At 66.4% G+C, this 265-nt stretch carries 1 pseudogene; it reads right to left on the reverse strand.

What is annotated here, in order from left to right:
- Positions 1–246, reverse strand: a pseudogene (locus AAEY83_RS19145) (macrolide ABC transporter permease/ATP-binding protein MacB); the annotation flags it as partial.
- Positions 247–265 lie beyond the last annotated feature (19 nt).

The following is a 265-nucleotide window of genomic DNA, read 5'->3' on the forward strand; positions in this document are numbered from 1 at the left end:
GTCGAGCAGTTCACCTTTCCAGGCGCCGGTCTGGCTGCTGCCGTTGCTCAGGCGCTGGCGCAGGTCGACCGCTTGCAACGCGCCGGGATTGGCCACAGGCGGCGCGCACGCGTGCTCGGCGCTGTCGCTGATGATCAGGCCGTCACGGATTTCGATGATGCGTTTGGCCCGTTGCGCCACTTCGCGGTCGTGGGTGATGAGGATCACCACATGACCCTGATCGGCGAGTTCGTCGAGCAGGGTCATGACCTCGGCGCCGCTGTGG

The organism is Psychrobacter sp. TB20-MNA-CIBAN-0197 (assembly GCF_040309765.1).
Taxonomy (GTDB): Bacteria; Pseudomonadota; Gammaproteobacteria; order Pseudomonadales; family Moraxellaceae; genus Psychrobacter; species Psychrobacter submarinus.